Source organism: Marixanthomonas sp. SCSIO 43207 (assembly GCF_019904255.1).
Classification (GTDB): domain Bacteria; phylum Bacteroidota; class Bacteroidia; order Flavobacteriales; family Flavobacteriaceae; genus Marixanthomonas.
Genome location: NZ_CP063203.1, coordinates 2296697 through 2323688, shown reverse-complemented (window position 1 = coordinate 2323688; position 26992 = coordinate 2296697). Strand labels below are relative to the sequence as shown.

General features: G+C 34.9%; 28 protein-coding genes. 10 read left to right on the top strand and 18 right to left on the bottom strand.

The window, feature by feature from the left end; genetic code table 11:
* Nucleotides 1-2: 2 nt before the first annotated feature.
* From INR76_RS10850 to INR76_RS10815, 8 genes are all read right to left on the bottom strand, one after another.
* Nucleotides 3-413 (bottom strand): hypothetical protein, encoded by a 411-nt coding sequence (locus tag INR76_RS10850; protein WP_223107990.1) that lies wholly within the window; start codon nucleotides 411-413, stop codon nucleotides 3-5.
* 146 nt (nucleotides 414-559) lie between these two features.
* Nucleotides 560-1156 carry a hypothetical protein gene (locus INR76_RS10845; protein WP_223107989.1) on the bottom strand — a complete coding sequence of 199 codons (597 nt, stop codon included), beginning with the start codon at nucleotides 1154-1156 and terminating at the stop codon, nucleotides 560-562.
* A 28-nt stretch (nucleotides 1157-1184) separates the two neighbouring features.
* Nucleotides 1185-1559: a hypothetical protein gene (locus tag INR76_RS10840; RefSeq protein ID WP_223107988.1), complete on the bottom strand. Its 375-nt coding sequence runs from the start codon at nucleotides 1557-1559 to the stop codon at nucleotides 1185-1187.
* A gap of 208 nt (nucleotides 1560-1767) precedes the next feature.
* Nucleotides 1768-2526 (bottom strand): DUF3667 domain-containing protein, encoded by a 759-nt coding sequence (locus INR76_RS10835; protein ID WP_223107987.1) that lies wholly within the window; start codon nucleotides 2524-2526, stop codon nucleotides 1768-1770.
* A gap of 197 nt (nucleotides 2527-2723) precedes the next feature.
* Complete coding sequence (locus INR76_RS10830; protein WP_255592596.1) at nucleotides 2724-3275, bottom strand: hypothetical protein; 552 nt, start codon at nucleotides 3273-3275, stop codon at nucleotides 2724-2726.
* Nucleotides 3276-3341: 66 nt separating this feature from the next.
* Nucleotides 3342-3857, bottom strand: coding sequence for a hypothetical protein (locus tag INR76_RS10825; protein WP_223107986.1), 516 nt, complete (start codon nucleotides 3855-3857; stop codon nucleotides 3342-3344).
* Between the two features lie 482 nt (nucleotides 3858-4339).
* Nucleotides 4340-5377 carry a hypothetical protein gene (locus tag INR76_RS10820; protein WP_223107985.1) on the bottom strand — a complete coding sequence of 346 codons (1038 nt, stop codon included), beginning with the start codon at nucleotides 5375-5377 and terminating at the stop codon, nucleotides 4340-4342.
* A 153-nt stretch (nucleotides 5378-5530) separates the two neighbouring features.
* Entirely contained in the window at nucleotides 5531-6214 is a 684-nt protein-coding gene (locus INR76_RS10815; RefSeq protein WP_223107984.1) for a DUF4919 domain-containing protein, read from the bottom strand.
* A gap of 259 nt (nucleotides 6215-6473) precedes the next feature.
* Between INR76_RS10815 and INR76_RS10810 the strand changes: the two genes are divergently transcribed.
* From INR76_RS10810 to INR76_RS10800, 4 genes are all read left to right on the top strand, one after another.
* Complete coding sequence (locus INR76_RS10810; protein WP_223107983.1) at nucleotides 6474-6716, top strand: helix-turn-helix domain-containing protein; 243 nt, start codon at nucleotides 6474-6476, stop codon at nucleotides 6714-6716.
* 744 nt (nucleotides 6717-7460) lie between these two features.
* Nucleotides 7461-7607, top strand: a complete 147-nt coding sequence (locus tag INR76_RS10805) for a hypothetical protein (RefSeq protein ID WP_223107982.1) — start codon at nucleotides 7461-7463, stop codon at nucleotides 7605-7607.
* Between the two features lie 324 nt (nucleotides 7608-7931).
* Nucleotides 7932-8054 carry a hypothetical protein gene (locus INR76_RS13975; RefSeq protein ID WP_255592595.1) on the top strand — a complete coding sequence of 41 codons (123 nt, stop codon included), beginning with the start codon at nucleotides 7932-7934 and terminating at the stop codon, nucleotides 8052-8054.
* A gap of 396 nt (nucleotides 8055-8450) precedes the next feature.
* A complete protein-coding gene (locus INR76_RS10800) occupies nucleotides 8451-12530 on the top strand; it encodes an HYR domain-containing protein (RefSeq protein ID WP_223107981.1) in 4080 nt (1359 codons plus the stop codon).
* A 199-nt stretch (nucleotides 12531-12729) separates the two neighbouring features.
* On the opposite strand, the gene INR76_RS10795 is transcribed toward INR76_RS10800, so the two are convergent.
* Entirely contained in the window at nucleotides 12730-13353 is a 624-nt protein-coding gene (locus INR76_RS10795) for a hypothetical protein (protein WP_223107980.1), read from the bottom strand.
* Between the two features lie 65 nt (nucleotides 13354-13418).
* A complete protein-coding gene (locus tag INR76_RS10790; RefSeq protein WP_223107979.1) occupies nucleotides 13419-15233 on the bottom strand; it encodes a hypothetical protein in 1815 nt (604 codons plus the stop codon).
* Between the two features lie 296 nt (nucleotides 15234-15529).
* On the opposite strand from INR76_RS10790, the gene INR76_RS10785 reads away from it, so the two are divergent.
* A complete protein-coding gene (locus INR76_RS10785; protein ID WP_223107978.1) occupies nucleotides 15530-16012 on the top strand; it encodes a hypothetical protein in 483 nt (160 codons plus the stop codon).
* A 24-nt stretch (nucleotides 16013-16036) separates the two neighbouring features.
* Here the strand turns inward: INR76_RS10785 and INR76_RS10780 are convergent, their stop codons facing one another.
* From INR76_RS10780 to INR76_RS10755, 6 genes are all read right to left on the bottom strand, one after another.
* Nucleotides 16037-17047 (bottom strand): LLM class flavin-dependent oxidoreductase, encoded by a 1011-nt coding sequence (locus INR76_RS10780; RefSeq protein WP_223107977.1) that lies wholly within the window; start codon nucleotides 17045-17047, stop codon nucleotides 16037-16039.
* 54 nt (nucleotides 17048-17101) lie between these two features.
* Nucleotides 17102-17371, bottom strand: coding sequence for a helix-turn-helix transcriptional regulator (locus INR76_RS10775; RefSeq protein ID WP_223110006.1), 270 nt, complete (start codon nucleotides 17369-17371; stop codon nucleotides 17102-17104).
* 241 nt (nucleotides 17372-17612) lie between these two features.
* The gene (gene arsB, locus INR76_RS10770; RefSeq protein WP_223107976.1) at nucleotides 17613-18659 is read right to left on the bottom strand and encodes an ACR3 family arsenite efflux transporter; all 1047 of its coding nucleotides are present in this window, start codon (nucleotides 18657-18659) and stop codon (nucleotides 17613-17615) included.
* Nucleotides 18660-18684: 25 nt separating this feature from the next.
* The gene (locus INR76_RS10765) at nucleotides 18685-19299 is read right to left on the bottom strand and encodes a low molecular weight phosphatase family protein (protein WP_223107975.1); all 615 of its coding nucleotides are present in this window, start codon (nucleotides 19297-19299) and stop codon (nucleotides 18685-18687) included.
* A gap of 16 nt (nucleotides 19300-19315) precedes the next feature.
* Nucleotides 19316-19792 (bottom strand): DUF6428 family protein, encoded by a 477-nt coding sequence (locus INR76_RS10760; RefSeq protein ID WP_223107974.1) that lies wholly within the window; start codon nucleotides 19790-19792, stop codon nucleotides 19316-19318.
* A 50-nt stretch (nucleotides 19793-19842) separates the two neighbouring features.
* The gene (locus INR76_RS10755) at nucleotides 19843-20178 is read right to left on the bottom strand and encodes a helix-turn-helix transcriptional regulator (RefSeq protein WP_223107973.1); all 336 of its coding nucleotides are present in this window, start codon (nucleotides 20176-20178) and stop codon (nucleotides 19843-19845) included.
* A 134-nt stretch (nucleotides 20179-20312) separates the two neighbouring features.
* Here INR76_RS10755 and INR76_RS10750 point away from each other — a divergent pair, with 134 nt between their 5' ends.
* Genes INR76_RS10750 through INR76_RS10735 form a run of 4 tightly spaced genes read left to right on the top strand, consistent with a single transcriptional unit; the run spans nucleotide 20313 to nucleotide 23321 of the window.
* Nucleotides 20313-20612, top strand: coding sequence for a GNAT family N-acetyltransferase (locus INR76_RS10750; RefSeq protein ID WP_223107972.1), 300 nt, complete (start codon nucleotides 20313-20315; stop codon nucleotides 20610-20612).
* Nucleotides 20609-21487: a pirin family protein gene (locus INR76_RS10745; RefSeq protein ID WP_223107971.1), complete on the top strand. Its 879-nt coding sequence runs from the start codon at nucleotides 20609-20611 to the stop codon at nucleotides 21485-21487. The genes INR76_RS10750 and INR76_RS10745 overlap by 4 nt, the downstream gene beginning before the upstream one ends.
* 34 nt (nucleotides 21488-21521) lie before the next feature.
* A complete protein-coding gene (locus INR76_RS10740) occupies nucleotides 21522-22451 on the top strand; it encodes a DUF5996 family protein (RefSeq protein ID WP_223107970.1) in 930 nt (309 codons plus the stop codon).
* 3 nt (nucleotides 22452-22454) lie between these two features.
* Nucleotides 22455-23321 carry a pirin family protein gene (locus INR76_RS10735; protein ID WP_223107969.1) on the top strand — a complete coding sequence of 289 codons (867 nt, stop codon included), beginning with the start codon at nucleotides 22455-22457 and terminating at the stop codon, nucleotides 23319-23321.
* 55 nt (nucleotides 23322-23376) lie between these two features.
* On the opposite strand, the gene INR76_RS10730 is transcribed toward INR76_RS10735, so the two are convergent.
* Together INR76_RS10730 and INR76_RS10725 are read right to left on the bottom strand one after the other, a co-directional pair.
* Complete coding sequence (locus INR76_RS10730) at nucleotides 23377-23970, bottom strand: Crp/Fnr family transcriptional regulator (protein WP_223107968.1); 594 nt, start codon at nucleotides 23968-23970, stop codon at nucleotides 23377-23379.
* A 12-nt stretch (nucleotides 23971-23982) separates the two neighbouring features.
* On the bottom strand, nucleotides 23983-24237 hold the full coding sequence (locus tag INR76_RS10725; RefSeq protein WP_223107967.1) for a DUF1456 family protein: 255 nt from the start codon (nucleotides 24235-24237) through the stop codon (nucleotides 23983-23985).
* A gap of 258 nt (nucleotides 24238-24495) precedes the next feature.
* Here INR76_RS10725 and INR76_RS10720 point away from each other — a divergent pair, with 258 nt between their 5' ends.
* The gene (locus tag INR76_RS10720; protein WP_223107966.1) at nucleotides 24496-26922 is read left to right on the top strand and encodes a TonB-dependent receptor; all 2427 of its coding nucleotides are present in this window, start codon (nucleotides 24496-24498) and stop codon (nucleotides 26920-26922) included.
* Nucleotides 26923-26992: the final 70 nt, after the last annotated feature.

Sequence of the window (26992 nt, the reverse complement as noted above, 5' to 3'; positions counted from 1 at the left end):
TTTTATAGCAACCGCTTGGGTTTCATTTTATATAAAACAAATATAACTATTGAAAAAAGCAGTAATAGAAAAAATAGTAATACTGCTGATACAATATCTTTTTTAGTACCATCAAATGAGATTCCTCCTTTTTTTATAACATCCCAAGCAGCCCAACCCAATGAATACGTAATATGAGAAACAAACAAAACGAAGTTTAGTAACCAAAATATTTTATTATTCATTATAATTTGAATACTTAGCAATACAAACAAAATAGCATACAACGTGGCAAAACTTAGCCCATACATACTAGCTCCAGAAGGCTTATATAATAACCTATCCAAAAAAATATAGGTGATTAAAAATAAAGCAATACCATACAAGATTCTTTGTACAGCATCTTTTTTAAGTAAACTACTTATAAATTTCAATAGGTTCTGGTTTGGTTTATTAGTTAGCTTCTCCTTTATCAATACAGAATGAACACAGAGATAGTAAAAATTACTGTAACTAAAGATATAGATTGATAGATTTAATTTTATTCATCAAAATCAATCTTGTATACCATTGTGTTTATTTACCCTATCATATTATTAAACATAAAAAATACTACTACTGTAGCTATTGTAACATATCCGTAAATTGCTGCAATAGTTACATATGCCATATCAGTCCCGCTAGTAACTGTAATACGCTCTAGTACCTTTTTTACATGATACCATTTTAAGGTTCCTCTGTTCCATCGCAATTGGTTAACGTAGCTAATAGGCAGCATTACCATCGCAAAAATAATAACCAGTAAAAACAATAGACCTATTAATGTAAATCCTACCATTATAATAGTATGTACTTTGCTCCAGAGTGTCTTAAAATGTACTTGCGTTCCTTGTACGCGAAGGGTGCTTTTTGCTTTTATATAAATACTTGTAGTAAAAATAGATAGTATCTGTGCATCGGTCACCCATTTTGGAATTTCTAACGAAGGAAATATCCAATACAAAGGATTATATAAAAACTCAAAGATAGGAGCTACTAAACTCCTATAATATGCTACTAGTTCAGATAAACTAAATGCTAAAGAAATATCTAAACCTTGTTGAAATAAGCTTATAATAGACGAGGCTGATAATACTACCCCTAATACACTCCAAATTTTATTAAAAAATAATCCCATTGATTGATTTTATTAGGCAAGGCTTTGTTTATTCCTTTAATTCGTTAAATAGTACTTCATCTTTATATTCAACCTTAGAAAGATGCCTGATACTATTATTCCAGTCAAGGGGTGTCCAATAATCAGGATATTTTACAACAATGGGGTTTCCTATTAATTTTTCTTTAAGGTTGTTTAGTTCCAGACCATGTTCCAGTCCTCTATTAATATAAAACCGGCGATCTATATGTTCCATTATAAAAATTATATCATTTCCTTTATTGGTATAAATTTCTTTTACAATTCCGCTTTCAGAAATAGCTTTACTTTCAGAAACTATGGGTACAGGTCTTACGATTAATACAGCGAGTAGTACAATAAGTAAGCTACAACTTATTAAAACAATCTTTACCGTTTTCTTCATCTATAAGATATTTTAGTTGGCCATAACGGTCTCCATAACCGTTAGTTACAGGAATAAAGTTACTATTTTTCTGTTAAGATCAAGGTTTAATGAGTACGAATTAAAACTCGATGAAGCAACTTATCAGTAAACAACCATCTTCCTTCTTAGTTTGGTATTTTTACTCCATTCTTGTTATATACTCTGTTAATTATACTCAGTAGATACTTTATAGCGGAAATAGAATAGCAAGTATAATAGGTATTAACAAAAACCGAATTATAAAAAAGACACCAATTCCTAGTAGTATAAAGAGTATTCTTTTCAGTACAGCAACTTCTTTAAAGAAGGTAAGTAATGCATACATATAATAGGCTATAATGATACCCACAACAAAAAATGTGGGCGTATGATACTGTGTTATAAATTCTGGAAACCCAACAAATAGGATGGTAATAAATATAGAATTTGAAATCAGATAAAAACTCAAGACCAGTAATTCAGAAAAGTTGAACTTTAATTTTTTAAATAACCAATAAAAGCCCAACGGAAAAACCAATGCTTCTATTAGATTACCCAGTAAGGTCCAGTCGGTTAATAGTCTCAAGTCCCATTGCCGAGCAGAATTGTTGAGTTCTTTTGACAAAAAGGGATACCCTTCAAAGTTATCACTGTGTATAACTTCATTCATATGAGTCCAGTACTGCATAGTAGCTAATGCAGCCAATGCGATTACCAAATACCGTGTTGGATTGGTATATGTTTTACGTTTTCCTTGAATATACGATCTAGCAACGTCGCTTGGTTTGACAATTAATTTCCAAAAGGTGAAAAAAAAACCTTTGTGAATATTGAAGGTATTATCAAAGAAGTCTCTTACAATAGTTGAAAATGCCAATCGTTTGTTAGCCGAATATATTTGACCGCAATTGAAACAAAAGCTTCCTTCAAAATCAGTTCCACAGTTAATACAATTGGTTTTTTTCATTACTTTAGACCATGACACACAACAAACTGTATAACAATCAATTGCTCATTAATTGAAAACTAAGATAGTTAAAATTACCCATTTATATCCCTGGTAGTAAACCCCTTACTTGTTCCCACGCTTTATAGAAAGCAATATGTTACCTAGTGGTATAATGGTTTTTGCTTATATACACTCTTTTTTAGACAATATTTTAGTTATTCTCCTCCATATTTTGCAGGTATTTTGACACTTTTAGATTCCATGGTCCATAAGAGACTGACTATCCACCATCGCCCATCATAATACGTTAATTGGTAGCTATTTATTCCCTTTTCTTCAACTCCCTCAGAGTCCTTGCCATAAAAAGTCTGGAATACTTGAGCAATTCCATTAAATTCATCAACAACTTTATGAATCTCTTCTTCAAGGTATCCTTGTTCATAGTAAGGGTCTTTCAGGAGCGTGAGAAAATCATCAAGTGACACCGTTTCAGCTTTTATTGAATTAGCAACTGTAAATATAGCTGATGGGTGAAATAAATTTCTAACGGCTGTAGTATCCATTTTTTCGCCCTTTTCAATGGTTATTTGATCAAGTAATTCATCGATAATTCCGTTAATAGATTTTACACTAGCATCAATTTGTTCCTGCGCGATAGAACTAGTTGAAGTAGTCAAAAAAATAAGTATGTAAATAAAGTAGTTCATATTGAGTTTATTTAGTACCATTAAACGTGTTCGGCTATGAGTAGTTGCGTGGATTGGCACTTGGTTTTACAAGTAACCCCAACACTAGCATATACTATACAACTAGTTATTAGTTCATGTAACACTTCACGCTCCCACAGCCCCATTGCCCCATCTATTCAGATAATTGGTAACAGCTTCATAACCGTACCAACTTACCTTGCAATCAAACTCAAAGTTATCATAATTACCATCAATAGGTACATTATCCAAATATTTTTGAATCGCTACTTTAGTTTTCCCATCAACGCTATACAGTGTCATGCTCAGCATTCCAAAATCTTCTACAAATGACATAAACACTTCTACTAGGTACTGTATATCTACCATCACATAGGTATAGGGACAAATCTCATATACCGAAAAAAAGAATACTTCCTCCAGTACGTTATTAAGATCTTCTATAAAATAAGTGCGTTGGGTTTCGGTACAATCATAATACGTATGGACGCTATATTCAGGTAGTTTACGTTCCGCCCCATCTTCTGTGTTCTTTAGAGCAATCACCCGTTCAAACTCCTTGTTATCAAAAAATTCTACATGTGCCACAGCCGGAAACCATTCTCTATACTGCTGTTCTATATCTTCTCTGTTTTCTTTCATACAAAACCAGTTTTTCTGTATGGGTTAGTGCTTATACCATTTAAGAAGACTGTGCAGCCTCTTTATGCAATACGTTTTTTACTATAACAATAACCAGTATCAATATACCTACCACCTGGCCTACTGTAAGTAGTTTTATACTATTTTGTTTTTAATTATTGTTTTTAATCAATAACAGTTATTTTCCCTTTTGGTTTGGGTTTTTCTAATTAGCAAGTATACTATCAATTCTAGTGAACTCAAATATACTCGAAGCCGCCGTATTTTCGGTTATGTATTGTTAAGCAGGCATTTTATGTGTAGTTAATGGCTACTTTTTCAGCAATTCTTCTTATTAAATAAAGATAGGGTAATAATTTATTATTGTTTTTTTGAGAAGGTAAAATAACTTTATTTTCTCTTGATTCTCGCAAATGAACTAATACATTTCTTATTTTTTCAATATTATTCTTTATTAATATTAAATCCCCATCTTTTAAATTTTAAATTGCATTATCTCCACTTAAAATCCTCTTGATTTTAAGTCCTCCTTCAAATTCTAAGTCTTTTGAAAAAAACTCTTTATTAGCCTCAATTTCATTTTTAATATCATCGATTGATATTATTTCCGTGATAGTCTTTTCTAGTTTAAGTGAATCATCTCTTTGAGAAAAATGGTCTTTCATTTCTTCAATCAATGATTTTGAAAAATATTCAGGCTTATCAAATATTTCTGGGTCGTTTAGAGTTTTTAAAATTTTGCTTTGTATTCTTTTATCTAAGTAATAATAAGAAGCATATTCAAGCACTTGAAAATAAAAAATAAATTTTAAGCGTACGTTTTCGGTTTGATTTGCTACCATAAAAGTATCAAGTAGTGTAGAATCAATTTTTGTTGCATTTATTTTTTTTGGAAACGTATCAAAAAGCTCGTTAAAGCACGGATTTTTATATGATTCTTCATTTCTTGATTTTGCAAGAATCAAAATTTTTGGAGTATTTCTATCAAAATATGACATATAAAAATTTAGGGATTTACATAAGCCAATTAAATCATAATCAATTTTTTTAAAATCCCCTTTAACATAAAAACTTGCTATAAAAACATCCTCAAATAGGTTTTTATAATAGTCATCTATTAATAAACTTCTATGCAATCTAAGTTGTCGGTAATCGGTTTCACTTTCTGGTAAATTTTCTTTAAATGATTTTGCTAAAAGTTTGAGAGAAGATGAAGCTTCTTTAAAAAAACAATTAAATACAATTCCATTATAAGCAAAATTAAATTTTCTAGTTTTTAAAGTACTATCATTTTTAATGGGTCCGTATATAAATTCGAGTCGATTTTTGGAGTTATCCAAGATAGCAACTAACTGTTCAGGAAATACTATATTTTTTATTAATGTAAGTTTTTGTCCTTTTTTAAAAGAAAAGGATACAGAGTTATCATTCCAAGGGTTTATTAATTTCGTAGAATCATCATATTCAATAAATTTAATTTTTGGATTGTTTTCTTTTAAAGTTTGTAAATTTATATTCATATGTTGTTTGAATTAAGTCTAACGGTATCTGTTATTAGTAGTTTCTTGGTTTAACGGTTAACTTTGGAAGTACACACCAAACTGAAAATCCTTGCGGATTTTCAGAAGTAGACGAGAACAAGCAATCACTTATGGCCATTCTTGTACAGCATTTTATTCTTTAAACATTTTAGACATTGAATTCAGACAAGGGCTTACATCAAAATACAAACCTTCTAATTCTGCCTCATTTTCAGCAAGAGTCAAATAATCATAATGTTCAATTAAGCTTTGAGAACCACCAAATTGAAAACCAAGAATATTCAACAAGTTATATTCATGTGAGGTATAAATCACATAAAATGCTTCCTTTTTACTTTTCCCATTACCTGAACTCATTAACGCATCAACAATAATTCTTAATTGGGTAACTTTTTTATTGAAAGTGATTTTATCTCCAATTTGTTCTAATGAATATAATTGATAATTGATTGCATTCAAATCAAAAGGGTTGTCTAATAGCATTTTATCTGTAAAATCGACCACTCTAATTAAATCTAAACTATCTAATTTTTCTTTTTGTAAGACAACTCTTAAACTGTCTCCAAAATCAGATCGTGAATAAGGCGAATAATTTTCATCATATATATAACCGTAATATAAATGCCTTTTTTCCTCCAAAGTCATTGTTGAATCGGCATTTTGAAATTTATTCATCAAAGATTCATAAAAGAGATTAGATTTTTTCTTTTTAATATTTTTTTTAATTACTGTGTAATTAGGTTTTTCAAAATACCAATCTTGTGAATAGGATAAAGAACTAACAAAGATGAATACTATTAAATATATTTTTTTCATTATCATTTATTTATGCTGTGCAATAATTGTATAAACCCAATAGCGTTTATACCTATATTATTTTTAAATCAATTTACCCCTACCAAAAGGCACAGGCAAATAATTATTCTCACTATAATAACTGGGGAGTTGTTAATGGACCTAACAAATATATACGTTATTTTTAAATAACCGTTAATTTCGTAAAAAAATGAAGTTTTTTTTGATGGTATTGCATTTTTTTATACTTTACCACTCATAACCCTTAACCTTATGTATTATGAACAACCCAAAAGACCAGCAAGAAACACCTATGCCCAAAGGAGTCACATTGCTAACCGATCACGACATTGCCAAGCTCTTTAAAGTAAGTCTATCTACCGTGTACCGGTGGCGTAAGCAAAAGCTCCTGCCCCATTTTGAGATGGGCGTTAACAGCTATTATGTACAAGAAGTGATTGTACCGCTGTTACTGGCCAAAGGCAGCAAAGGTTTACAAGCGGCCCCTGTAGAAAACAACTAATGTTTTTTGCTCTTTTATCGTTTATAATTCCCCTTTTATATAAAACCGTTAGCTCTCTTTATACGGTAATCTAGTAGCATTATGTATGCTTGTCATTGCTTCTTAAATTGAAATTATTATAGTACGCTTTAACACCCCTAAAGTCCTACTTAGGCGAGCTCAGCACAGCACCTCAAAAGGGGGCTTCGGGGGGTGTATCAACCCTTCTAACAAACTGTCATTCCGAAGGAGGTACGACTGAGGAATCTTTACTTGGATTGTTAGATATTAGATTGTTAGTAGGTTAGAGTATTATAAACATTTTTCACTACTCACTACTCACTACTCAAAAGATTCTTCCCTTCGTTGCGCTGCGTTCAGAATGACAAACAAACTGTCATTCCGAAGGAGGTACGACTGAGGAATCTTTACTTGGATTGTTAGATATTAGATTGTTAGTAGGTTAGATTATTATAAACATTTTTCACTACTAACTACTCAAAAGATTCTTCCCTTCGCTGCGCTGCGTTCAGAATGACAAACAAACTGTCATTCCGAAAGAGGTACGACTGAGGAATCTAATGCTGCGCTGTACATCTCCCATACAATCGTTCTCGATACATTTTTTGGTTCCGCTATCGCTTCACCAAAAAACACTCGAACTGACGGTGGTTAGGTACTCTATTGATCAAGAGAAAATGCTTAAGGTCCTACTTCGATACACTCAACACAAGCTCTCAAAAGGCACATTTCAAAAACTCAAAAATGAAACAAAACGTCTGGTTGAGTGGATTTGAAGACGCGACAGCAGGATTCAAATTTGTATCGAAACCTGTTGCATACATTGGTTCTCGATACATTTTTTGGTACCGCTATCGCTTCACCGAAAACACTCGAACTGACGGTGGTTAAGTGTATATTGATCAAGAAAAATCATTAAGGTCCTACTTCGATACACTCAACAAAAGCTCTCAAAAGGCACATTTCAAAAACTCAAAAATGAAACAAAACGTCTGGTTGAGTGGATTTGAAGATGCGACAGCAGGATTCAAATTTGTATCGAAACCTGTTGCATACATTCGTTCTCGATACATTTTTTGGTTCCGCTATCGCTTCACCAAAAAACACTCGAACTGACGGTGGTTAGGTACTCCATTGATCAAGAGAAAATGCTTAAGGTCCTACTTCGATACACTCAACAAAAGCTCTCAAAAGGCACAATTCAAAAACTCAAAAATGAAACAAAACGTCTGGTTGAGTGGATTTGAAGACGCGACAGCAGGATTCAAATTTGTATCGAAACCTATTCCATACATTCGTTCTCGATACATTTTTTGGTACCGCTATCGCTTCACCTAAAAACACTCGAAGTGACGGTGGTTAGGTGTTCATTGATCAAGAGGACACCCCTAAGGTACTCTCAAGGGGACATGCATCTATTCCTATTTAAACCAACTACAAAGAGGATGATATTTTTTTAAGAACAATCTTACAAAGATTACGTACTATTACGTAGCATTATAAGCGAGAAGCTGCGTATCTTAGCCAAACTGTTGAATGAATAGTAAGTTACTAGTTAATTTTACTAGTTAATACTAGTTTTTAAGTTAATAGCCTGAAAGAAAGTCTTTCAGGCTATTTTATTTATAACCCCCTGTTATTCAAAATAAATACGTAACACTACGTATAGAAAGTTAACACGAATTCTCCTACTTTTACCGCCACTAATCAAAATTCTAATTATAAAACCCAATTATGAAAAAAATTACCCAAGTATGGATGTTCATAGCTTTATTATGTTCATCTAGCCTAGTCATGGCACAAAATGAGGGTTCCGATTTTCCCAATACGGGAACTGGTCCTTCATTTAACTTAACCTTAGGAGCTAATGGTTTTAGCGGTTCTGTGAGTACGCCCAGCGACTCTCAAGACCGTTTTCAAATAGTATTGGCTACTGGACAGACAATTACTAGTATATCTTCTTCTGCTACCGGTGGAGGAGCTACTGGTTTTATTCAAGTAGGAAACGGTTCGGCAAGCTTTCCGGGAGGAAATATAACTCCTGTACCTAGTAGCCCGGGCACGTATCAAGTATTAGTCTCTACAGACTTTTCTACAGGAACCAATTGGAGTATAACAGTTAATGTTACTGGTACACCACCTCCTTGTAATTTAGGAGCAGCTATTAGCAGTCAAACCAATGTGACTTGTAATGGAGACAGTACAGGGTCAGCAACCGTAACTGCTAGTAACGGTACAGCGCCTTATACTTATAGTTGGAGTAACGGATCTAGCACTTCAAACACAAACTCGACAACCAATACCATTACCAATTTATCGGCTGGTAATTATACTGTTACCATAACAGATGCAAATAGCTGTACCGATACAGCTAGTGTAACTATAACGGAACCACCTGTATTAACCGTTTCAGCAAGTGTAAACAACAATGTATCTTGTAACGGAGGTTCTGATGGTTCTGCTACAGCTTCTGCCAGTGGCGGTAGCGGAGGGTATTCGTATTCTTGGTCACCTTCAGGCGGTTCAAACGCAACAGCTACCGGATTAAGCGCCGGTACGTATACCGTAACAGCTACAGACTCTAATGGATGTTCTAATATATTTAGTGTAACCATCACACAACCACCTGTATTAACTGCATCAATAGCTTCATCTACCAACGCTAGTTGTGTGGGTGCAACAGATGGTTCTGCTACCGCTTCAGTAAGTGGTGGTACAGCAGGATACTCGTATTCGTGGTCGCCTTCAGGCGGAACTAACGCAACAGCAACCGGATTGGGTGCAGGTAATTATACAGTAACCATCACCGATACCAATGGTTGTACCGATACAGCTAGTGTAACTATAACAGATACTGAAACTACTCCGCCAGTTGCAAATTGCGCGGCACCGTTTACGGTTCAACTAGATGCTAGCGGACAAGCAAGTATTACAGCAGCTGATGTTAATAATGGAAGTACAGATAACTGTGCTATTGCAAGTACGAGTATAGATATAAGCACCTTTGATTGTTCAAACCTTGGTGCAAATACGGTTACCTTGACCGTTACCGATACTTCAGGAAATACCGACACATGTACAACAACCGTAACGGTTGAAGATACCATTGCCCCTACCCTTACTTGCCCGGCCGATATTATGGTTAGCAATGATATGGGAGATTGCGGAGCTATTGTAACCTATACGGCACCTATAGCAGATGATAACTGCACAACACCACCACAAGCAATTGATATGAGTGGTCCTAGCAGTCCGTTTTCAGGTAATGCACGAGGCTACTTTTTTGTTGCTCCTGAAGACTTTACCATAACAGGATTACGTGTTCCTACAGATCAATCAAATGGAGGGCAAAACATACAAGTTATGCGATTTGCTGCTCCACCAGCTTCTTGGTCTAACACTAGTAGCTATGATGAATTATTGTATTATACCAATTTAAATCCAGAACCTGGGTTTATACCGGTTAACATTACTATTGCTGCCGGAGATGTAATTGGCATATTAGGAACGAGAGGTACAGGACCCGATGTAAATGCATATTCATCAATGAATTCAATCACGATTAATGGTACTTCGGTTCCTATTACTCGACTTGGTACACAAAACCCTATTAGTTCAACTCAAGCACCACAAGGAACTTTCTGGCAAGAAACAAATGGTTCTATTAGTAAAGTAGTGTTTGAATATCAAAAAAATGTATTATCAGTTACTCAAACAGCAGGTTTAGCTAGCGGAAGTGCATTTCCGGTAGGTACAACAACCAACTCTTTTGAAGTTACAGACGCCAGTGGTAACACAGCAACTTGTTCATTTGATGTTACTGTTGAAGATACCGAAGCTCCTGTGGCAAACTGTGTGGCACCGTTTACGGTACAACTGGATGCGAATGGTCAAGCAAGTATCACAGCAGCCGATGTTAATGACGGTTCAACAGATAACTGTACGATTGATACTGTTTCAATAGATGTTACTAGTTTTGATTGTTCAAACCTAGGTGCCAATACCGTTACCTTAACCGTAACTGATGATTCAGGAAACACCGATACGTGTACAACCACTGTAACTGTAGAAGATACTGTAGATCCGATTGCTAATTGTGTAGCTCCGTTTACCATTCAGCTAGATGCTAATGGTCAAGCAAGTATCACAGTGGCTGATATTAATGACGGTTCAACAGATAACTGTGCTATTGACACCACTTCTATAGACATTACCGATTTTGATTGTTCAAACATTGGAGCCAATACGGTGACCTTAACTGTTACCGATACTTCAGGAAACACAAGCACTTGTACTACTACTGTAACTGTAGAAGATACTATTGCTCCTAGCATTACTTGTAATACTGATATTACAGTAAGTACCGACCCAGGAGATTGTTATGCAACCGTAAACTTCCCGAATGCTTTGGCAACTGATAATTGTGCTACGGTAACGGTAACTCAAACAGCAGGATTACCTTCTGGTAGTCAATTCCCTGTTGGAGTATCGACTATCGAGTTTACAGCTGAAGATGCTAATGGAAATACCAACACCTGTAGCTTTGATATTACTGTAGAAGACAATGAAGCCCCAGTAGCGGTATGTGAAAATATTACGATACAGTTGGATGAATTTGGATTTGCTTCTATTACTGCAGCCGACCTAGACGGTGGTTCTACCGATGCCTGTGGTGTAGATACACTTGCTATTGATCAAGATACATTTGATTGCAGCAACGTGGGTGACAACAACGTTACCTTAACAGTAACCGATGTAAACGGAAACACAGCAACGTGTACAGCTGTTGTAACAGTAGAAGATGTAACCGCACCAGAAGTATTTTGTCAAGATATTACTGTTCAGCTAGATGCTAACGGTATGGTAAGCATTACCGGTATGGATGTAGACGGTGGTTCTACCGATGCTTGTGGTATTGCTAGTTATGACTTAGACATAGATACTTTTGATTGTAGCAATGTAGGAATAAACACCGTAGAATTAACCGTTACCGATACTTCGGGTAACACAGCTACATGTATGGCTATGGTTACTGTTGAAGATACAGTAGCTCCAGACTTAGTTTGTACAGACTTTACATTAGAATTAGGTGAAGATGGTACTGCAACACTCCTTCCGGGTGATGTGATTACTACTAATGATGATGCGTGTGGAATTGATACTACTGCTGTAGATATCACTGAATTTGATTGTGCTGATATTGGCACTCCGGTAACCGTACAAGTTTTTGTAAGCGATGTAAACGGTAACTTAAGTACGTGTTATGCTGAAGTAACTGTAGTTGATGCCTTGGCGCCGGTGGTAAGCTGTCCAGCAGACCAAACGGTAGATCCGGGTGTTGGAAACTTATTCTACACCGTACCAGATTACTTTGCATTAGGTGAAGCTTCGGCTACCGATAATTGTACCGATACTGTAACTATCACGTCACAAGATCCGGCTCCTGGAGCGCTTATAAGTGATGGTGTTTATACTGTTACCTTAACGGCAGAAGACGACAATGGAAATGTAGGTACTTGTACGTTTGAATTAACAGTTGAAAGTCAATTGGGTGTTGGAACAAACGAGTCTTTAACCCATGTTCAGTTATACCCTAACCCCGCAACTAATCAAGTAACTCTTGATAACCCATCACAACGTAACTTACAACAAGCTGTGATTTATGATATAACAGGAAGAGTTGTAACCACCATCAACCTATCTGGTATGGGAACTCAAAAAACAATTGATGTGTCATACTTAGCAAGCGCTACGTATTTAGTACGCATTAGTAGTGAAAACGGTTCTATTACCAAACAGTTGAGTAAAGAGTAATATTACTCATTTGATATAGTTTGAAAAAGGCCCGGAGAATTGTTTCTTCGGGCTTTTTTATTGTCTATACTAAAATATCTACAACTGTTCCTCACTCCTTCTTCAGAACTACTGCTACCGTATATAACAATTCTGAATATTAACCACTGTCAACCAAGCGTATTTCTTCTGAAACAAATTAAATAAACCTTTATACTTGTTAGTTAATTTTAGACATAACATATGAACCTGCCATTTTCAATAATACAAATGGAAGCGCAACCAATACCGAACCCCAAAGGTTTTCAGGAGTAAAGAAATTTGGAAACGGTTTTACTATAAAAAACAGCATGAACGCACCCAAAATAATAGAGATATGAATTACAATCATATTAAGTGTAAACCCTCCAAAACCTACTAGTAAAGGCTGTTTGGTAGTATGTAAGTAAATACGCTCTATGATAATAAATAGAAGATTGGCATTGAAAAACCAGTTATGAAAAAACAAGACTTCCATATTGACCATGATAAGCTCTTTATTTTTTGAGACAGCAAAAAAGCCAAAAAACACGACGATAAAGACAAAATAAATAGCCATCACAAATAGCGATGACGCTATTCCTTTAGCTCCTGTATTGGCTACTTTTGCATTGTGGTTTTTTTTATAATAAAACCTATCAATGATGATGCGTACCAATTCATTCCACCAAAAAAAATAGATAAGATAAAAAACGGTAGTTTGCCCATTTACAATAGATAATAATGTAAGTACTGCAAACACCGCAAACTCCCAAGTACTGTAATGGGCACGCTGCTGAAGTAAGTATTGTTGTAATTTGTTCATAGTACTTTAAAACGTGAATGCTCGGTACATCCCTTAGTAGGTTTATCTGTTTTATGTAGTGCTGATTACTGTTTGTTCTTAAGTTTCATTTTAGCGATTCTAGATAAATGTTGCTTGATGGGCTTTTTTAAGTTACCCATACAGTACTCAAAAAGGCTTTTGTTGGTATTGATTAATGTTTCGTATGCAATAAAATTATCTACGTGATAGATTTCTTCCAAAATAGCTAAAAACTTAGGAAATAAGTTAGTGCCTTTTGGGTAGTGATTTTTTAAAGCAACACCTAAATCGGTAATGTGTTGTGAAGCTGAACTAGGGTCTACGCTGTATGCTTCAAGATATCCTTGAGCCAAGGTACTCAACGCATACTTGCTGTAGTCTTTTTTTGGATAGGTTTTTTTTGGTATACTGGTTTTACTTGTATTGCTTGTGGTATTGCTAACAGTAGTCGTTTTTGTTGTGTTGCTGGTGGCTGGTGTGCTGCTGGTAGTATTTTTGTTTTTTAATACATCGGTAGCGGGATTAAACAACCGTGCTTTATAAACCTGCTGTTCAACAGCTTTATCATAGTCTGGAAACACGTACGTTTTAGCACCATCTACCGACACCACAAGGTTAAGTGAATTGGTGTTGGCTAAGGTACCAACCATTGCATATTTACCACGTACATACTTACCATTTTCAAAAAGATATACGTTCTTTTTATCTTTTGTTGGCATATACCACAAGCCAGTAATATCTGTACCAGGAACAGCTACTACTTTTTCGTTGGTAACCGTAGGCATATTTAAAAAAGCATAGGCACGATTTTCAGAATTGTTTGTGCTTATGAAAGCACCCAAGCTTTTAGCATAATCTATGAATTTCCAGTTTTTTAATTCGCCTTCGTCACCACGTTCCAGTGTTTTTACTTTAAGGCCGTTAAACAAGAGTACATTTTCATGACCTGTACTTAAAACTTCTACCGGAATTTGTTGGTCTCTTTTATAGGTACCTAAATAAGCATCTCGTGCAATGTAATAGGTTTTTGATATAGGATCATAAAACACATAATCATTTAAAAATCTTGAAAACAGCGATTTCTTAAGCTCTTTTCCATTAATAAAAACCATCGGTACAAGACGCGCATTGGCAACAGCCCCGTTGGTAAGGTCTGTCATTTGTACCGTTAGCGCTTGTAAGCCCTTTTCATATTCGTTATGATAAATAATGCTTCTGGTAGATGGTGGTGCTATTTTACCATCAAATCTATTTCGAAGCGGTTGTTTTGTTTTGGCATCTAGTATCGTGCGAACTATCCAGTTACCTTGCTCATCATACTCATAGGTATATATAGTTGCCGGAAATCCTTGGGTATGAGCGTACATTTGTAGCCCCTTGTCATAGCGTTTTTCTTGTACTACAATCTCTCCGTCTTTGTGTGTACGTATTTCGTTTACGGTACACTTGGTACCATCTTGTGTATAGGAGTAGGTTATGGTACCAATACTATGTTTAGGATTGGTATACGTGGTTTTTACAACTCTATTTTTTGAGTCGTACTCAAAGACTCGGTAGGGATTGTTATCTTGTTTATCTTCAAGTAGTCTGCCTTTGTTATCATATACATATTGATAGGTATTATACGTATCTTTAAAGTAAATAACCCTTCCTTGGTTATCACGACGTATTTCAAATTCAGCATTATAAGGAAACCATTGCCCATCTTTGGTATAGTAATCTAATATGCTTTCTTGAAAAACAGCACCTTTTAAGTTTTGATATTGTAAACTGCTTCCTCTAGGTATAGGGTTTTCAGGCGCATGAATCCAGTCAACATGTTGTGTAAAACCGGTTATTACAGATAATAAAAAGAAACTAATACATAAAGATTTTTTCATAGTATGGACTGTATAAGCAAATAGACACTATTATTTAAATACATAGCGTTTTATTTCAGAAATCACGTAACGCTACCTATAAACAATAATACGGTATAGTACGATCTTAATAAATACGACAACTGCCCTATTTTACTCATAACAATTTTATTATGTGACAGTTGCTTATCCCTTTGGTAAGCTAAGTAAGTAGGAAAGCACGCGGTTTTTTAACGAGTAACTATTCAAAACTTTATAAATACCTTATAAAACTGTATGTTTTATAACCAATACATTTAAAAAAAAAATTATTAACGATGCATAGACATTTTATTATAATAGTTTTCATTCTGCTGATAGGAATAGTAAGCTGTAAAGAAGCTTCTAAAAAAATTACAAAAACAGACAATGAAGAAACTACAACATTAAAAAAAGAAAAGCCCAAAGGGTTACAAAAAGGTTGTTATGTGTATAATACCAATAGATCAACCATATCGTTACAAGTTACAAAGCTTGAAGATTCTGTTTCAGGAATATTACTGTATGCCTTAGCTGAAAAAGATAAAAATACCGGCAGATTTACGGGAACTTTAAACAATAACATACTCCTAGCAAATTATACGTTTGAATCTGAAGGAAAAAAGAGTATGCGTCAAATAGCCTTTAAAGTAAAAAACGATACCCTAATTGAAGGTTATGGAAAAACAACTATACAAGGAAACACTCGTGTTTTTGAGGACACGAGTGCTTTGGAATTTACCTCTACATTTCCTTTGGTAAAAAGAGATTGTATTGAATAAGAAGATTATATAGTAAAGAATACACTATTCTTCAGCGTTTAGTTCTTTCATTATTTCAGCAAAATACATGTATGACTTGATACGAGCATCCGGATCGTAGGTATTGGTTACTGCAATGAGTTCATCAACTTGTGTTTGTTGAAGAAATTGTTTCACCTCTCGTTTTACGGTTTCTTTGGTTCCTATAAAAGAATATTTAAGCATGTTTTGTACCGAGGGATGGCTTTTCATTTCCCGCAGTTGTGGTGTCATTTCTGCCGGAGGCTCCATATACCCACGCTGTCCTGTTAACAGACCTATTATCATTTTATAAAGGGACGTAGACATTCGTTCAGCTTCCTCATCAGTATCGGCTATAATAATATTTACACCGGCTAAAGTATAGGGTTTGGATACTACTTTTGAAGGTTGAAACTCACGATGATACACCTCCATAGCTTTCATCAAATGCTGTGTTGCAAAGTGACTTGCAAAAGCGTAGGGCAATCCTTTCTTGGCTGCAAGATGAGCACTATCCAAACTCGAACCCAAAATATAGATGGGAACATCAACTCCTTCGGCAACATTGGCACGAACTTTTACGTGATCGTGTTGAGGAGAAAAATAGTGTTCAATTTTTTCAACCTCATCCGGAAATGACATAGCCGCTTGATAAAAATCTGACTTAATAGCACGTGCTGTTTCTTGATCTGTTCCCGGTGCTCTACCAAGTCCTAAATCAATTCTGTTAGGGTATAATGTTCCTAATGTTCCAAATTGTTCTGCAATTATTAGAGGGGAATGATTGGGAAGCATTACACCACCCGAGCCAACTCGTATATTTGAAGTGTTTTCTGCAACTTTGCCGATTAAGATTGAAGTGGCGCTACTTCCTATAGCTTTTGAATTATGGTGTTCTGCCAACCAAAAGCGATTGAAACCGGCTTTATCTGCAGCCTTTGCGAGGTCAACTGTATGCGATAGGGTTTCTGCAAGGGTTTTATCTTGTCCTATAATTGCTAGTTCCAGAATTGAGTATGCAATATCTTTATTCATATGCTTTATTCATTTATATATTTAAAAGTTTCAATGTATTTTAGTAAAAAAAGGCTATAATTTTGCAAGTGTTTTTTGGTATCTATCCCACACTTTTTGATTGATGGTGTAATTATAATTACGTCCTACTTTATGCTGCAAGATTAAATCTGCTTCTACTAATTTTTTAATGTGATGACTAATTGATGGTTGTGCCAGCGTAAGTAAGTTACACGCTTGTGTGCATTCTACTTTCCCTTCATGCTGTTGCATATACTGTAAAATTTTCAGTCTATTAACATCACCAAGTGCTTTTGATATTTTTTCAATTTGTTTTAAATTCATCACTAAAAATACATTGATAAATGCAAATGTATTAATTTAAAAAAAGAGGAATATCTATTTTAACATAAGGCTAACTGTATACCTGTCTATAGGTATAAAAACGTTGTGCGCTGAATGTATATATAACCAATAAAATTTGTCTAATCCATACAGCTTAAAGCACTCGCATGTGTGTAGTATGCGAATGCTTTTTTTGCTACCTTATGTAGAAAAGGAGGTCTATAGCTTTTCTGATAGCGAACTATGAAGCTGTTTTAAGATAATATTTCTTCCGAAGCCAAAACGATACGCGAACCAGAAGTATTAAAGCCGGTACTTCAACCAACGGACCAATAACCCCTGCAAATGCCTGTCCTGAATTGAGACCAAAAACAGCAATAGCCACTGCTATCGCTAATTCAAAGTTGTTTCCTGCAGCGGTAAACGAAATAGCAGCGTTTTTATCATAATCTGCCCCCATCGCTTTACTGAAAAAGAAACCAATGATAAACATTAATGCAAAATAGATTAATAACGGTATGGCGATGATTACAACATCCATTGGAATTTCCACGATTAATTCGCCCTTTAAGGAAAACATAACTACAATTGTAAACAGTAATGCAATCAAGGTAAGAGGTGATATTGCCGGAATAAATGTTTGTGTATACCACTCTTCTCCCTTCAGTTTTACTAAAATTACTCTACTTAAAATTCCCAGTAAAAAAGGAATCCCTAAGTAGATAGCTACACTTTCTGCAATGGTAGCAATAGAAATGTCTACAATTGCTCCTTCAAAGCCAAATAACGGTGGTAGTTTGGTGATAAAAAGCCAGGCATAAAAACTATAGGCAAACACTTGAAAAATGCTGTTTAAAGCAACCAATCCCGCTCCATATTCACTGCTACCTTCGGCCAAGTCATTCCAGACCAATACCATAGCAATACAACGTGCTAAACCAATTAGTATTAACCCTACCATATATTCTGGATAATCTTGTAAAAAGGTGATTGCTAGAATAAACATCAATACCGGACCAATAATCCAATTGAGCACTAAGGATATGGAAAGGATTTTTACGTTTTTAAAAACTTTTGGCAATAATGCAAAGTTCACCTTTGCCAAAGGCGGATACATCATTACAATAAGACCTATAGCAATAGGAATGTTTGTAGAACCAGAACTAAAAGAATCTACAACCTTTGGAAAGGACGGATAAAAATACCCTATCCCTACTCCCACTGCCATGGCTATAAAGATCCAAAGCGTTAAATAATTATCTAAAAAACTTAATTTTTTTGTTGACATACCGTATTTACAATTAATGTTGGTTTTACTTATTTGATAGTTGTTGAAACACGTAGTGTAACTCTGTCGCTATTTGCAGACTGCGTTCCTTATATTTCTCTTCTTCTTGTTCAGTAGCATCAAAAACTTTTGGATCTTCATAGGTAATAGGAATACGTTTTTCTGCTCCCGGAACAAACGGACACCCTTCATCTGCTTGTGAACACGTCATAATTGCAGCAAACTTAGATGCTGGGTTAAAGGTTGAAGCCAACTCTTTTGAAAAAGCAATGACTGCAGGTTCATTATCGGTATACTTTACTGCATAAATAGGATTGGCTTCTTCAGAAAGTTTTTCGGTTGCAAAACCGGCGTCTTTTAATGTTTCTATTACAGAAGCATAAACAGCCGTTTGTTGCGTACCAGCCGAATAACTATTCAATCTATCAATACCATGATAGTGAGCTAGCGCTTGCATCCATATTTGAGCCAAATGACTTCGTCTAGAATTGTGTGTACAGATAAAAACAATGCGAATGGCTTGCTTCTCATCTATTTGTGTTGAAAGATAGCTTATCAATGGTTGTAATACCTCTTTACGGTCACTGGAAAGCGTTGAAACGTCTAATGAGTCAATAGTTTCTTTTAAATTTGAATACATACTATTTGATATTTAATTAACAACAACCTGAATTAGGATCACACGAAGTAGCAGAAACAGCATTTATTGCTGAAAGATTTTTCTTTTGTTTACTCTCCGGAATACCACATGCATCTTTTGCCAAGCAGTCGGTTTGTTTGGTAGTAAGTAAAAAGTGGTTGCCATTAAAATCTAAACCATATTTACCAATCGTTGCTCCTTGGTATTCTACTTCTATATCAAGGTAATCTTCAATATTGAGTGTTTTTTGTGACAGTTCAATGATATGATGTAATTTTTCAGGATGTAAGCGGTGATCATAATCATCTGCTTCCCATAATTGAAAGTTTACTACTTGTTCATTTCTAACAGTGCCACCACAGTCAATAAAGTTTTTGGTAACCTTTCCCACTTCGGTAACATGAAAATGATTAGGAACCAAATCTCCGTTTGGTAGTTCAAAAGCTATGGTTTCGGCTTGTTGTAAAATGGTTTTAATTTCAGAAAGTTTCATAGTATTCTATTTACAATCGTAATATTACGATTAATTAAATTAAATTTTTTTTAGCAGCATGTAGCTCCTGTAACATCGGTATCTTGGTTTAAAAAAGAAGATAAAACTTGTTTCATTTCATCCCAAACTTCAGCATTAATGCAATAGCAAACACTAGTACCTTCTACAGTGCCTTGAATAAGACCTAAGTTTTTCAATTCTTTCAAATGTTGTGAAATGGTTGCTTGAGCAAGACCAATTTCATCTACAAGACTTCCACAAACACAACTTTCAGTTTTAAAAAGGTATTGTAAAATTGCAACTCTAGCGGGATGTGAAAATGCTTTGGCAAACTGAGCCAGTTGATTTTGTTGTACTGTAAATATTTCAGATTTGGTAATTCCCATTATATTAATTGTTACATTGCAATATTACGATTAATAAAAATACCTCACAACCTATTTTTAAAAAAATTACTTCTTATCATACATCAATGTATACAAAAAAGAGCTTCTCTATCTTTGTTGTAAATAAGTAACCAATGGATTATCAATTAGTTAAAAACGAGACCTTAAAAAGATTTGAAGTTCATCTTGAAGGTCTCACAGCCTTTGTAGATTATAGACTTTTAAAAGATGCTATTGCATTTACGCATACCGAAGTCCCTAAAGAACTATCAGGTAAAGGTGTTGGTTCCTTTATTGCAAAACGTGTTTTGGAGTATGCCAAGGATCACTCATTAAAAGTAAAACCTTACTGTCCGTTTATTAACGCCTACATTGACACGCATCCAGAATATCAAGAAAATTCATTATTTCACAACAAACACAAGTCCTTATGAACACAAAAAATATAGAACTAGTCGCAGCTCCCAGAGCACCGCATTTTGTAGGTGATGGTTTTAGAGTACATAACTTTATCCCTAGCGGGTTTAGATTAGATATGGAACGTATGAGTCCATTTATTATGCTAGATTACAACTCAAAGTTCTACTTCCCTCCTACCGATACACCAAGAGGTGTAGGTGTACATCCACATCGCGGTTTTGAAACAGTAACATTAGCCTACAAAGGAAAAGTAGCACATCACGATAGTAGCGGCGGCGGTGGTGTTATAGAAGAAGGCGGAGTACAATGGATGACAGCAGCTTCTGGAGTATTACATAAAGAATATCATGAGAAAGAGTTCAGTAAAGCCGGTGGTGACTTTCAGATGGTTCAATTGTGGGTAAACCTTCCTGCAAAGGATAAAATGTCAAAACCTAAATACCAAGCTATTTCAGCTGATAAATTAAACACCTACACCCTACCCAATAACGCCGGTATCATTGAAGTAGTTGCCGGGTCATATGAAAATATATCTGGTACTGCAGAAACCTTTACGCCTGTACATATGATGAATGCCCGATTAAACACAAATGGAACTGCAACCTTCTCATTTCCTGAAACCTATAATACATGTTTGTTGGTTATTGAAGGGAATATAACCGTAAATGAATCTGAAACGGTACCAACCGATCATTTTGTTCTTTTTGAAAATAAGGGAGAAACATTTACCGTACAAGCTTCAGAAGATGCGGTGGTATTGGTTTTGAGCGGCGAACCCATTAATGAACCAATTGCTGCTCAAGGTCCCTTTGTTATGAATACCAGAGAAGAATTAATACAAGCCATTAATGATTTTAATATGGGTAAGTTTGGTTATTTAGAAGATTAAGTAGAATTGATTAACTTTAAAAAGGTTTAAAAATATGGAACATTCAACACATCTATCAAAACTCCCATATGAAGGAAATGAAGAACGAAAAACAACGCTTCATTTATTTCTTCAAATTATAGGAAAAATTAGACTCTCACTAACTCCTAGAAAAAATCATTGGTGGTACATAACCCAATATGTAGGCAGCAATGGCTTTACTACAGGACCCATATATTATGATTCTGGAAACAACTCTTTTACCATTACCATAAACTGTATTACACATACACTAGATGTACAAACAAGTGAGGGTAAGTTGGCTCAGTTTGAACTTGAAGAAGGATTAACCGTAGCCAACTTTTATAAAAAATTAATGAATATACTTTCAGATTTTTCTATTTCAGTAAAATTGATTGATAAGCCTTATGATTTGAATATAGAAACACCCTTTTCTGAAATAACTTCGTATCATCATTACAATCAAGAATACAGTACCAAGTTATGGAAACTTTTTCTTTGGGTAGATGGTGTTTTTAAAGAATTCAGCGGTCGCTACTACGGAAAAACGTGTCCTGTTCACGTTTACTGGCATTCTATGGATATTGCAGTAACTCGATTTTCAGGAAAAAAAGCTCCTCCTATGCCAAAAGAAGCACGTATTTCAGATAAAGATGCTTATACCCATGAATGCATAAGTTTTGGATTTTGGGTAGGTGATGATAATATGAAAGAACCAGCTTTTTATTCATACACCTATCCTTCTCCAAAAGCAATTGACACTAAGCCTTTACAACCAGATCAAGCTTTCTGGATGGATGCCAATGGGAGTCCTATGGCAATTTTAAAATACAACGACCTTCTTACTACTCAAAACCCAAGAAATGTATTGTTAGATTTTATGGAATCTGCCTATCAAGCCGGAGCAAAGTTGGCAAATTGGGATGTCGATGAACTTGAAGTTCCTTCATTAAAAAAACTTTAGATTATGTCAAATTTACAAACTATTATTCCTGAACGTGAGGCCAATATTGGTAATTTTATGGTTGGCAGGTTATTACCTTTTCGCAGTAAACGTATGGTAGGCCCTTTTGCTTTTATAGATCATATGGGACCAGTAATGATGAGTGAACAAGAAAATCTTGATGTTCCTCCACACCCTCATATTGGTCTTTCTACGCTAACCTATTTATTTGAAGGAGCAATTATGCATCGCGATAGCTTAGGTACCGAAGTAGAAATAAAACCCGGTGCTGTAAACTGGATGACCGCTGGTAAAGGAGTAGTTCACTCTGAGCGTACACCTGAATCGCTTCGGAATACGAAAAAATCTTTACACGGTTTACAAATTTGGGTAGCACTTCCTAAACACCTAGAAACAATAGATCCTTCTTTTTATCATATAAACAAAGAAGCTATTCCTACTTGGAGTGAACATGGAATTACCATTAAACTTATAGCCGGAGAAGTGCTAGGAAGAAAATCGCCTGTACCTGTACACAGCAACTTGTATTTTCTTGAGTTAAAAAGTACCTCACGGCAGAAAATTACCTTAGGCAACGACTTATTTGGAGAAAGCGGTTTGTATATTTTAGATGGCGCTGTTTATAGCGAAGGTAACACCTATGAACCTAAACAAATATTGATTGCAAAAGATAGTACGTTATGCGAATTTGAAATGGCTGAAAACTCTACTGTATATATTTTTGGAGGTGATCCGTTTCCTGAAGAACGCCATATACATTGGAATTTTGTGGCTTCGGAAAAAGATATGATACAAAAAGCAAGGGATGACTGGAAAGCACAACGTTTTCCTAATGTGCCGGGTGAAACTGAATTTGTACCGTTACCTTAATCTTTCCAAACATTTTTAAAACATTCTAAATTACTTGTAAGTTTTATAAAAGTAATTAGGGCTTAAAGTTTTTATCTGCCAGCGCTTTCCTTACGCGACTTAAACTTTCAGGAGTAATTCCTAAGTACGAAGCTATCATCCATTGTGGTACGCGTAATAGTAAATCTGGATACATTTCAATAAAGTTTAAATACCTACTTTCGGCAGAGGCACTTAATAATAAATCAATACGCTTTTGAAGGTGTTGAATGTGATTATGAAGTAATTTTTCATTGAATTTCCTGAAAGAACTGCTCATTTCAGAAGCTTTTTCAATAAAGGCTTCGGTAACAAAAACTACAAGTGCATCTTCAATAACGTCAATGCTAAAATAAGAGGGATCATTAAAATAGATACTTCCTCTATCTCCTACAAACCAGTTTTCTGGGGCAAATTGTACTATATGCTCTTTTCCAGATTCATCCAATGTATAAGCTCTAAGCAATCCCTTTTCAACGAACATAGAAGCCTTACAGGTTTCGCCTCTTTGTAACAAGACATCATTTTTTAAAAACGTATCATACCGCAATAAAGGAGCTAATTCTTCAAATTGAGATTCTCTTATACCTCCTTTATTAATTATATATGATTGAAACGTTTCACACTGCATACTGTAGAAGCATTATTTTGAAGACGCTTTCTTTTTACTGGGTGGCTTGGGACCTCGTAAATGGACGACTAATCCATTTAAAAAATTGCGAAGAAATTGATCACCACATTCCATGTATTTGGGATGATTTTCATTTCTGAAAATTGCGCCTAATTCACTTTTGGATACTCTAAAATCTACCAAGGCACATATTTTTACTATATCCTCATCACGAAGTTTATGTGCAACCCGTAATTTTTTCATTATATCATTATTCGTTAGCGCCATATAAAGTTTTTATTTGATTTTTAATCATATTACAATTGAATGGCTAAAAATATCACTATTTCAGTTTATAACTGTGCCGTTCTAGTTCTTTCTTTATGTAAACTAGCTACAATAGTGTATCTAATTATAAATCACACACTTATACTGTTCAGAAGCAAATTTATTTAAATTTAATCTAAATAACCTTTGAAAATAGATAATCGCTTGGTACTTTTGCGCCCAATTAAAACTATTTGTATTAAGTCTAAATAAAACCAAATGTCAAAACTTCCCCAACTCGTATTACTATTTATGTTAGTAATTACGGGCGCATCAGCACAAAATGCATCTATCGTAGGTACTGTAACAGATGCAGATAAGCAACCTTTATTAGGTGTAAATGTTTTTCTTAGTAACTCACAAAAAGGAGCTCAAACAAATGAAAATGGTCGCTTTGAAATCTCAAATATTTCCTCTGGTGAGTTAACGCTTACTGTTTCATATGTAGGTTTTAAAACGCAAGAAATCACTACAACGATTACCTCGAATGAAACCAAGGAATTACCAACTATAATCCTTTATGAAGGAAATGAGATACTTCAAGAAGTTGTAGTAAACGGTGAACGTAGAAACAAGTTTTCAAGAAAGAAAACGGCATATGTTTCAAAATTACCGCTTCAAGATTTAGAAAATTCACAAGTATATAGCACGATAACAACAGATCTGTTAAAATCACAAGTAACAACAAATTTTGAAGACGCTTTAAAAAATGCAACCGGTATAGAAAAACTATGGACCTCTACTGGGCGTGGTGGTGATGGAGCCGGATATTATGCATTAAGAGGTTTTTCTGTACAACCTCAATTGGTAAATGGAGTTCCGGGTATTACAAACGGAACTATCAATGCAGCCAATATAGAACGTATTGAAGTTATTAAAGGACCGTCTGCCACATTATTTGGAAGCACAGTAACCTCATATGGAGGTTTAATAAATGTGGTTACCAAAAAACCTTATATAGGTTTTGGAGGTGAAGTTTCATTTACTTCGGGTACCTATGGTCTCAATATGATTTCAGGAGACTTTAATACACCTCTTGATAAGGATAATAATATATATTTTCGATTAAACACATCGTATTCTACAGAAGATAGTTTTCAAGATGCCGGTTTCAGAAAATCATTTTTTGTAGCTCCTTCTCTTTCTTACAAAGTAAACAATCGTTTGTCTTTCTCGTTTTATGCAGAAATAACACAAGCGGAGCAAACAAACCCTATGTTTTTGTTCTTAAATCGTTCAGCACCTTCAAGGGCGCGTAATCTGCAAGAGTTGAACTACAACAATAAATTATCATTTACCAGTAATGATTTGACACTTAAAAATCCTTCTGCTAATTACCGAGTTGAAATGGATTACAAACTGTCAGACACCTGGCAATCTCAAACTATTCTTTCAAAAAGTAGTACTTCAACAGATGGATATTATTCTTATTTGTTTGACTACGGAATTTTGGAAGGAACTACCTTCAGTCGTTTAATTAACAAACAAAACTCGCGTACCAACACTACCGATATTCAGCAAAACTTTATTGGTGATTTTAAAATTGGATCCTTAAGAAACCGAGTAGTTGCAGGTATTGATTACTTTAATTCTACAGTTACAGATAATAGTACTGGTTATGCATTTTACGGAAATGTAAGAGCCAACGGTCAAGTAATTGGCGATAATCCTTTTACTACAGAAGTTGAGAACGATTCATATCCATTAACAACTTCGGGAGTGGATAATGCTTTGGCATCGCAAAATGTAAATAATATTAAATCAAAAACACATGTGTATAGCGCATATGTGTCTGATGTTTTAAACATAACTCCTACTCTTTCTGCTATGGCAGGAATCCGTTTTGATGTTTTTGATAATGAAGGTGATTTAAGTACAACAGAAGACGATTATGATCAAAGTACGTTCTCTCCAAAATTTGGCTTATTATACCAGCCAATAAAAGATGTAGTTTCTGTATTTGCTAATTATCAGAATGGTTTTACAAATGTTGCTCCTGCTTTGGTGGGTGATCCTCAAAACGGTGATCAAACATTAAAATCTTTTGATCCTGAACAAGCCAATCAATTGGAGTTTGGGCTAAAAACCAATTTATTTAACAACCGCTTAAATGCAACAATTAGTTATTATGATATTAATGTTACCGACAAGGTTATAACAGATCCGGCTTCACCATTTAATAAAATACAAGGTGGAGAAGTAGAAAGTAAAGGTTTTGAAATTGAAGTAAATGCAAACCCTATAAATGGATTAAATATAAAAGCCGGTTTCAGTAATAATGACAGTGAAATTGTAGCAACCGATAATCCAATTCTTTTAGGAACACGTCCCGTTGAAGCAGGAGCTGAAACACTCTACAACTTTTGGGCAAATTATGAAATACAATCAGGAGCTCTAGAAGGTTTTGGTCTTGGTGCTGGGTTTAATGGAGCAAGTGAGCGTGTAACTATCAACTACGGTCCGGCCGGAGAATTTGTATTGCCTGAATATACTATTGCAAATGCATCTGTATTTTATCAAGCAAACAAATACCGAATTGGCTTAAAACTGAATAATGCTTTTAATAAAGAATATTACAAAGGGTGGACTACCATATCGCCACAACAGCCACGTGCATTGTATGCTAATTTCACCTATAAATTTTAAGATATTTTTTAATGGATAATCCCCATTGATTGATTAGTTGTTAAGTGCGCAATAACCCTGATAAAATTAC

Bases quoted from the DNA above. Each gene is read 5' to 3' on its own strand.
- INR76_RS10845 (WP_223107989.1), bottom strand. From the start codon at position 1,156: ATGGGATTATTTTTTAATAAAATTTGGAGTGTATTAGGGGTAGTATTA.
- INR76_RS10840 (WP_223107988.1), bottom strand. From the start codon at position 1,559: ATGAAGAAAACGGTAAAGATTGTTTTAATAAGTTGTAGCTTACTTATT.
- INR76_RS10835 (WP_223107987.1), bottom strand. From the start codon at position 2,526: ATGAAAAAAACCAATTGTATTAACTGTGGAACTGATTTTGAAGGAAGC.
- INR76_RS10825 (WP_223107986.1), bottom strand. From the start codon at position 3,857: ATGAAAGAAAACAGAGAAGATATAGAACAGCAGTATAGAGAATGGTTT.
- INR76_RS10820 (WP_223107985.1), bottom strand. From the start codon at position 5,377: ATGAATATAAATTTACAAACTTTAAAAGAAAACAATCCAAAAATTAAA.
- INR76_RS10815 (WP_223107984.1), bottom strand. From the start codon at position 6,214: ATGAAAAAAATATATTTAATAGTATTCATCTTTGTTAGTTCTTTATCC.
- INR76_RS10810 (WP_223107983.1), top strand. From the start codon at position 6,474: ATGAACAACCCAAAAGACCAGCAAGAAACACCTATGCCCAAAGGAGTC.
- INR76_RS10805 (WP_223107982.1), top strand. From the start codon at position 7,461: ATGAAACAAAACGTCTGGTTGAGTGGATTTGAAGACGCGACAGCAGGA.
- INR76_RS13975 (WP_255592595.1), top strand. From the start codon at position 7,932: ATGAAACAAAACGTCTGGTTGAGTGGATTTGAAGACGCGACAGCAGGA.
- INR76_RS10800 (WP_223107981.1), top strand. From the start codon at position 8,451: ATGAAAAAAATTACCCAAGTATGGATGTTCATAGCTTTATTATGTTCA.
- INR76_RS10795 (WP_223107980.1), bottom strand. From the start codon at position 13,353: ATGAACAAATTACAACAATACTTACTTCAGCAGCGTGCCCATTACAGT.
- INR76_RS10790 (WP_223107979.1), bottom strand. From the start codon at position 15,233: ATGAAAAAATCTTTATGTATTAGTTTCTTTTTATTATCTGTAATAACC.
- INR76_RS10785 (WP_223107978.1), top strand. From the start codon at position 15,530: ATGCATAGACATTTTATTATAATAGTTTTCATTCTGCTGATAGGAATA.
- INR76_RS10780 (WP_223107977.1), bottom strand. From the start codon at position 17,047: ATGAATAAAGATATTGCATACTCAATTCTGGAACTAGCAATTATAGGA.
- INR76_RS10775 (WP_223110006.1), bottom strand. From the start codon at position 17,371: ATGAATTTAAAACAAATTGAAAAAATATCAAAAGCACTTGGTGATGTT.
- arsB (WP_223107976.1), bottom strand. From the start codon at position 18,659: ATGTCAACAAAAAAATTAAGTTTTTTAGATAATTATTTAACGCTTTGG.
- INR76_RS10765 (WP_223107975.1), bottom strand. From the start codon at position 19,299: ATGTATTCAAATTTAAAAGAAACTATTGACTCATTAGACGTTTCAACG.
- INR76_RS10760 (WP_223107974.1), bottom strand. From the start codon at position 19,792: ATGAAACTTTCTGAAATTAAAACCATTTTACAACAAGCCGAAACCATA.
- INR76_RS10755 (WP_223107973.1), bottom strand. From the start codon at position 20,178: ATGGGAATTACCAAATCTGAAATATTTACAGTACAACAAAATCAACTG.
- INR76_RS10750 (WP_223107972.1), top strand. From the start codon at position 20,313: ATGGATTATCAATTAGTTAAAAACGAGACCTTAAAAAGATTTGAAGTT.
- INR76_RS10745 (WP_223107971.1), top strand. From the start codon at position 20,609: ATGAACACAAAAAATATAGAACTAGTCGCAGCTCCCAGAGCACCGCAT.
- INR76_RS10740 (WP_223107970.1), top strand. From the start codon at position 21,522: ATGGAACATTCAACACATCTATCAAAACTCCCATATGAAGGAAATGAA.
- INR76_RS10735 (WP_223107969.1), top strand. From the start codon at position 22,455: ATGTCAAATTTACAAACTATTATTCCTGAACGTGAGGCCAATATTGGT.
- INR76_RS10730 (WP_223107968.1), bottom strand. From the start codon at position 23,970: ATGCAGTGTGAAACGTTTCAATCATATATAATTAATAAAGGAGGTATA.
- INR76_RS10725 (WP_223107967.1), bottom strand. From the start codon at position 24,237: ATGGCGCTAACGAATAATGATATAATGAAAAAATTACGGGTTGCACAT.
- INR76_RS10720 (WP_223107966.1), top strand. From the start codon at position 24,496: ATGTCAAAACTTCCCCAACTCGTATTACTATTTATGTTAGTAATTACG.